This is a genomic window from Actinomadura sp. KC216, from assembly GCF_004348535.1.
Lineage (GTDB): Bacteria > Actinomycetota > Actinomycetes > Streptosporangiales > Streptosporangiaceae > Spirillospora.
Genome location: NZ_SMJX01000098.1, coordinates 20559 through 27026, shown reverse-complemented (window position 1 = coordinate 27026; position 6468 = coordinate 20559). Strand labels below are relative to the sequence as shown.

Annotated in this window: 7 protein-coding genes; 3 read left to right on the top strand and 4 right to left on the bottom strand. The window is 70.0% G+C overall.

Annotation, left to right across the window (positions count from 1 at the left end; genetic code table 11):
* The coding region (locus E1264_RS18900) for a serine/threonine-protein kinase (protein WP_132175243.1) at nucleotides 1-979 on the bottom strand (979 nt) is incomplete at its 3' end.
* A 171-nt stretch (nucleotides 980-1150) separates the two neighbouring features.
* Between E1264_RS18900 and E1264_RS18895 the strand changes: the two genes are divergently transcribed.
* The gene (locus E1264_RS18895) at nucleotides 1151-1615 is read left to right on the top strand and encodes a sterol carrier family protein (protein ID WP_132175241.1); all 465 of its coding nucleotides are present in this window, start codon (nucleotides 1151-1153) and stop codon (nucleotides 1613-1615) included.
* Between the two features lie 15 nt (nucleotides 1616-1630).
* Here the strand turns inward: E1264_RS18895 and E1264_RS18890 are convergent, their stop codons facing one another.
* Nucleotides 1631-1906 carry a hypothetical protein gene (locus E1264_RS18890; RefSeq protein ID WP_243711014.1) on the bottom strand — a complete coding sequence of 92 codons (276 nt, stop codon included), beginning with the start codon at nucleotides 1904-1906 and terminating at the stop codon, nucleotides 1631-1633.
* A 224-nt stretch (nucleotides 1907-2130) separates the two neighbouring features.
* Between E1264_RS18890 and purF the strand changes: the two genes are divergently transcribed.
* Both purF and purM read left to right on the top strand, forming a co-directional pair.
* Nucleotides 2131-3585: an amidophosphoribosyltransferase gene (gene purF, locus E1264_RS18885; protein WP_132175237.1), complete on the top strand. Its 1455-nt coding sequence runs from the start codon at nucleotides 2131-2133 to the stop codon at nucleotides 3583-3585.
* Nucleotides 3582-4607, top strand: a complete 1026-nt coding sequence (purM, locus tag E1264_RS18880) for a phosphoribosylformylglycinamidine cyclo-ligase (protein WP_132175235.1) — start codon at nucleotides 3582-3584, stop codon at nucleotides 4605-4607. The genes purF and purM overlap by 4 nt, the downstream gene beginning before the upstream one ends.
* 237 nt (nucleotides 4608-4844) lie before the next feature.
* On the opposite strand, the gene E1264_RS18875 is transcribed toward purM, so the two are convergent.
* On the bottom strand, nucleotides 4845-5051 hold the full coding sequence (locus E1264_RS18875) for a DUF3073 domain-containing protein (RefSeq protein WP_132175257.1): 207 nt from the start codon (nucleotides 5049-5051) through the stop codon (nucleotides 4845-4847).
* Nucleotides 5052-5316: 265 nt separating this feature from the next.
* Entirely contained in the window at nucleotides 5317-6399 is a 1083-nt protein-coding gene (locus E1264_RS18870; protein WP_132175233.1) for a Glu/Leu/Phe/Val dehydrogenase dimerization domain-containing protein, read from the bottom strand.
* Nucleotides 6400-6468 lie beyond the last annotated feature (69 nt).

The window sequence follows — 6468 nt, the reverse complement described above, 5'->3', positions numbered from 1 at the left end:
CGGTGGGGGCGGCGGGGCCGGTGGCCATGGGACGCGGCGGTGCTCCCATGGGCGTCCGTGGCGGCATCGGCGGTGGTGCCATCTGGGCGGGCTGCGGCATGGGGGCGCCGAAGGCGAGTGCGCGGCCCTCGGCGGCCATCGAGGGCGGCATGCGGCCTATCAGCGGGCCGTTCTCGTCCAGGAGGCGTTGGAGGACGTCCTTGCCCGTCGGGCGATGGGCCGGGTCCTTGGCGAAGGCGTCGGCCAGGACCTCGCGGAGCGAATCGGGGACGCTCGACAGGTCGACCTCGTCGTAGACGATCCGCTGCATCACCTCGGACGGGGAGCCGTCCCCGAAGGGCGGCTCTCCCGTGGCGGCGAACAGGATGGTCGACGCCCAGGCGAAGACGTCCGCGGGCTGGCCGATGCCGGTGCCGCTGAGCTGTTCGGGCGACTTGTAGGACGGGTCCTCGGTGATGTGCCCGCTGAAGGACGCGTTCACTGCCTCCAGCGCGTGGGCGATACCGAAATCGCTTAGGCGCGGCCCGTCCCGTCCCAGGAGAACGTTTCCGGGTTTCAGGTTGTGGTGTAGCGCGCCGGCCCGGTGAACGGCCGTGAGCGCGATCGCCGTACCGACGGCCATGCGCTCGACGACGGCGCCGCCGCGCGGGCCCTCTTCGTCCACGAGCTGCTGCAGGGACGGCCCGTCCACCCACTGGCTCACCACATACGGACGGTCGCCTTCCACATCGGCGCTCAAGATCGCCGCCGTGCAGAAGCCGGAGACCTTCCTAGCGGAGGTGAACGCGTTCGCGAACCGCGTCCTGGCCGCGGGCTCGCCGCTGAGCCGGACGTGCAGGACCTTCACGGCGACGGGGCCGCCGGACGGGTCCCTGCCGAGGAAGACGGCGCCCTGCTCGCCGACGCCGAGGCGTCCCGTGATCTCGAACGCGCCGAGTCTTCGCGGGTCACCCGGCTGCAGGGGCAGCGCCTCGGGCATCTGACGAACCTCCGTGTCCTCCGGGGAGCGTCCCCGGCGTCCCCGTTCCCTTCACACTCCCGCGGCCACCCCCTGGCCTGGCACCGGGTCCTTTTTACCGTCTACGCGGCGCCGGGGGGCCATCGCGGGCCGGAGCGGTCCATTGGCCGCGACCCTGTAGCGTCGGTGACGATGTCGCGGAAACCGCTCACCCTCGCCGTTCTGAACGACCAGCGCGGCGCGTTCGGCCTGGCGCCGTACACCGGCGCCGACGAACCGGCCGAGCTGCGTCGCGTGGCGCTGGACACCGTCCTGGCCGGTATCGAGGCAGGGAGCACCGAACCGTCCCGGCCGGTCATGATGGGAGCGGTGCGGTTCCTGCTGGACCGGCTCGCCGAGCTCGCGCCCGGCCGTTCGGTGGAGGTCCGTGTTCCTCCTTATGCCGCCGTTCAATGCATCGACGGCCCGCACCATACCCGGGGTACACCCTCGAATGTGGTGGAGATGGACGCCGCCGCCTGGATCGGTCTGGCGACGGGCCGGTTGGCCTGGGACGACGCCGTCACGGCCGGAAGGGTCCGTGCCAGCGGCTCCCGCGCGGACCTGTCCGCGCACGTTCCGCTGCCCCTCGACCGGGAGAACACCCAGCCCGGGTGACCTATGAGGTCTTGCCTACGGGGTCCTGTTCGCCTGGGCGAAGGGGAATTCGCGTTCGACGCAGTCTCGGCGTGACGTGTCGTCCGGGTACCGCGCCTCGTCACCGCACTGGGCCGCCTTGCTCAGCAGCACGAACAGCATCGTGGCGCCTATGGCGAGGGCGAGGGACGAGCAGACGACGCCCACGATCGCAGGGCGGCGGTCAGCGTCGCGCCGGACCAGCGACACCGCCCCCAGGACGACCCCGACGAGCGCAGGGATCACGCCCGCCAGGCATAGCACGAGGCCCACGAGGCCAACGATTCCGAGCACCTGAGAAGCCCTCGCCAGAGTGCTCCGCTTGGGCGGAGCCGGTGGCGAATACGTCTGGTACCCGGGCAGCGTCATGCGTTCCTCCACGTGTCGGTCACCAGATTCCCCCGCATCACCTGATGCCCGTGGTTCCGCGGGGTAAAGGTCCGTTAAGGAGATACCGCCGATCGGAGCAGGTGAATCAGGCATCTAGACTGAACAACGTGCCTCTCCGTGACGGACGTCTGAGCCACGACATCGATCCCACCGACCGCCCCCCGCAGGACGCGTGCGGGGTCTTCGGCGTCTGGGTCCCCGCGGACCAGGCGTCCAGGGCCGAGGTGAGCAAGCTCACCTATTACGGCCTGTACGCGCTCCAGCACCGGGGGCAGGAGTCCGCGGGCATCGCCGTCAGCGACGGCTCCCGCATCGTCGTGTTCAAGGACATGGGCCTCGTCGCCCAGGTCTTCGACGAATCGGTGCTGAACACCCTGCGCGGCCACATCGCCGTGGGTCACTGCCGCTACTCCACGACGGGCTCGCCCACGTGGGAGAACGCGCAGCCCACGTTCCGGTCGTCGGACGCGGGCGGGCTGGCGCTCGTCCACAACGGCAACCTCATCAACACCCTGGACCTGGCCAAGCGGCTGGAGCCCGGGATGCTGACCGCCACCACGGACACCGAGGTGCTGACGGCCCTGCTCGCCTACGGCGGCGAGGGCGGCCCCCTGGCGGCGGCCAGGGAGATCCTGCCCGCCACCCGCGGCGCGTACTCCCTGGTCTTCATGGACGAGGGCACCCTGTACGCCGCCCGCGACCCGGAGGGCATCCGCCCGCTCGTCCTCGGCTCGCTGGAAGACGGCGGCTGGGTCGTGGCGTCCGAGACCGCCGGGCTCGACATCGTCGGCGCCCGCTTCGTCCGCGAGATCGAGCCGGGCGAGCTGGTCGCGATCGACGGCGGCGGCGTGCGGTCCGAGCGGTTCGCCGAGCCGCGCCCCAAGGGCTGCCTGTTCGAGTACGTGTACCTGGCCAGGCCCGACACGTCGATCGCCGGGCGCAGCGTCCAGGCCACCCGGGTGGAGGTCGGGCGGCGCCTGGCGCGCGAGCATCCCGTCGAGGCCGACCTGGTCATCCCGACGCCGGAGTCCGGCACCCCCGCCGCGATCGGCTACGCGGAGGCGTCCGGCATCCCCTACGGCCAGGGGCTGGTGAAGAACTCCTACGTCGGCCGGACGTTCATCCAGCCGTCCCAGACGATCCGCCAGCTCGGCATCCGGCTCAAGCTCAACCCGCTGCGCGAGGCGATCGAGGGCAAGCGGCTGATCGTGGTGGACGACTCGATCGTGCGCGGCAACACCCAGCGCGCGATCGTCGCGATGCTGCGGGACGCGGGCGCCGCCGAGGTCCACGTGCGGATCTCCAGCCCGCCCGTCTCCTGGCCGTGCTTCTACGGCATCGACTTCGCCACCCGGGCCGAGCTGATCGCCGGGAACCTGTCGATCGAGGAGATCCGCGACTCCATCGGCGCCGACTCGCTCGGATACATCTCCCTGGACGAGCTCATCTCCGCGTCCCACATCGCCAAGGACAACCTGTGCCGGGCGTGCTTCGACGGCGTCTACCCCATCCCGGTGGACCAGGACGCCCGCGGCAAGCACCTCCTGGAAGTCATCCGATGACGTCCTACGAGGACGCCGGGGTCGACATCGCGGCGGGCGAACGCGCCGTCGAGCTGATGAAGTCCCGGGTGGCGCGTGCGCGGCGCCCAGAGGTCGTGGACGACGTCAGCGGGTTCGCGGGGCTTTTCGACGCGTCGGCTCTCGTGCGCTACAAGCGTCCATTGCTGGCCACGTCCACCGACGGCGTCGGGACCAAGGTCGACCTGGCGCGCCGCCTCGGCGTCTACGACACGGTCGGCCACGACCTGGTCGGCATGGTCATCGACGACCTCGCCGTATGCGGTGCCGAACCGCTGTTCATGACGGACTACATCGCCTGCGGGAAGGTCGTCCCGGAACGGATCGCCGACATCGTCGGCGGTATCGCGGACGCCTGCGCCCTGGCCGGCTGCGCCCTGGTCGGGGGCGAGACCGCCGAGCACCCCGGCCTCCTGGAAGCGGACGAGTTCGACCTCGCCGGCGCCGGGACGGGCGTGGTCGAAGCGGACGACGTGCTGGGCCCCGACCGCGTTCGGGTGGGGGACGCCGTCCTGGCGATGGCGTCGTCCGGGATCCACTCCAACGGGTACTCGCTCGTCCGGCACATCCTGGCCACGACCGACCTGGACCTCGACTCGCAGCCCGCGGACCTTGACCGTCCCCTAGGCGAGGTACTTCTCACCCCCACCCGCATCTACGCCCAAGACTGCCTCGCGTTGACGGGCATGGGTGGTGTGCATGCGTTCGCTCACATCACGGGTGGCGGCCTGGCCGCGAACCTGGCCCGCTCGCTGCCTCCGACCATGGACGCCGTGCTGAACCGCGACTCCTGGGAGGTACCGGCTCTGTTCCGCGTCCTCCAGAACTATGGGGACGTCTCCCAGGCCGCCATGGACTCGACGTTCAACATGGGCGTCGGCATGGCCGCCGTGGTCGCACCGGACGCCGCCGACGAGGCTCTCCGCGTCCTGGCGTCCCGTGGCGTTCCGGCCTGGCGGCTGGGGGAGATCACCGCGGGCACCGGCAAGGCGACCCTCGTCTGATCCGCGACCGTTCCGCGGCCGACGTGATCATTATCACGCCCGCCCGGCACCGCTCGCCGCGACCCCGCTCCACAACCACCCGTGGATGGGGCTGAGGTGGCCGCTGAGGAGTTCTCGGGCCCCACGGGTCACACGAGTATCAAGGGACGTCCGGCGGGGCTCACGGGTGCTTTCAAAGGCTCCACATGACGAACGCCACTGCCCGATGGCGCGGGCAGTGGCGTCGGTGTCAGCCGGTCAACCGGAGGTTCCGTCCTTGCGGTCGTCCGTGCCGTAATCGTCGGCGTAGTCGGCGTACTTCTCGGCGAGTTCGTCGTAGGAGTCGTCCCCCGCTTCGTTGACTCCCAGCTCGCTCTTCAGGCGGTCGAGGTCCGTGTTGCCGCTGTTGTACTTGAGCTGTCGGGCAACCTTTACCTGCTTGGCCTTGGCTCGGCCGCGACCCATTGGCTCGACCCCCTCGATGGTCAGGGCTTTCGTGGGCCCATCAACGCGCGCGTGTACCACACGAACCGGTGCCTGATGAGCCATGCGTCAGTCACGGGTACAACCGTACCCGTTTTGCGCCCGGCTCGGTACATGGACGGAACGTGGCGGCGCTTCTGTTGCTTATAACAACAGTGTATCCGGTGGTCACGAGGTCGTGCTAAGGGCCGCCGCGGGACACCCCTGGGGCTCCTACGGCGGCCCGTGGCCGCGGGCAAGCCCGGTTTCAGAGCAGGATGCCGCGCAGCCTGCCGATCTCCGACATCCGCCGTTCGGCCAGGCGGTCGGCCGCCACGGCCGGCGGGACGCCCTCGTCGGCGGCCAGCGCGAAGATTTTCAAGGTGGTGTCGTAGATCCCGGTGGCGCGGGCCTTGGCGCGCTCGAAATTGAACCCGCCGATCTCGTCCGCGACCTGGATCACACCGCCGGAGTTCACCACGTAGTCGGGCGCGTACAGGACGCCGTGGTCGGCAAGGCTCTTTTCGACACCGGTGTGCGCGAGCTGGTTGTTCGCGGCCCCGCACACAACCTTCGACGCCAGTACGGGCACGGTGTCGTCGTTCAGGGAGCCACCGAGCGCGCACGGCGCGTACACGTCGAGTTCGGTGCGGACCATCACATCCGTGTCCGCGACGACCTCGACTTCGGGATGCGCCGACCGGACCCGGTCGACGGCGGACTGGTTCACATCGCAGACGGCGACGTCGGCACCGTCCTCCAGGAGGTGCTCGACCAACCGGTGACCGACCTTCCCGACCCCTTCGACGCCGACACGCTTGCCGCGAAGCGTGGGCGCCCCCCACACGGTCTTGGCTGCGGCACGCATGCCCTGGAACACGCCGAACGCGGTGAGGATCGACGAGTCGCCCGCACCTCCGTGCGCGACGGTACGGCCGGTGACGTACCGGCTCTCCCGCGCCACGATGTCCATGTCCTCGCTGAACGTGCCGACGTCGCAAGCCGTGTAGTACCGGCCGTTCAGCGACTCGACGAACCGTCCGTAGGCCCTCAGCATGGCCTCGGACTTGTCGACGGCCGGGTCGCCGATGATGACGGCCTTGCCGCCGCCGAGGTCCAGCCCGGCCAGGGCGTTCTTGTACGCCATGCCGCGGGACAGGTTCAGCACGTCGGCGAGGGCCTCTTCCTCGGTCCCGTAGGGGTAGAAGCGGGTGCCTCCCAGGGACGGGCCTAGCGCGGTTGAGTAGATCGCGATGATGGCGCGCAGGCCGCTGGCCTCGTCCTGACAGAAGACGACCTGCTCGTGACGGGGTTCGGTGCCCTTGTGGGGCGCCCCGAAGACATTAGGCACGGTAGTGCCCTCCTCTCTGTCTCTAAGATCAGCCTAGGGCGCGTGATGCCACCGCGCCCGGCCGAATCT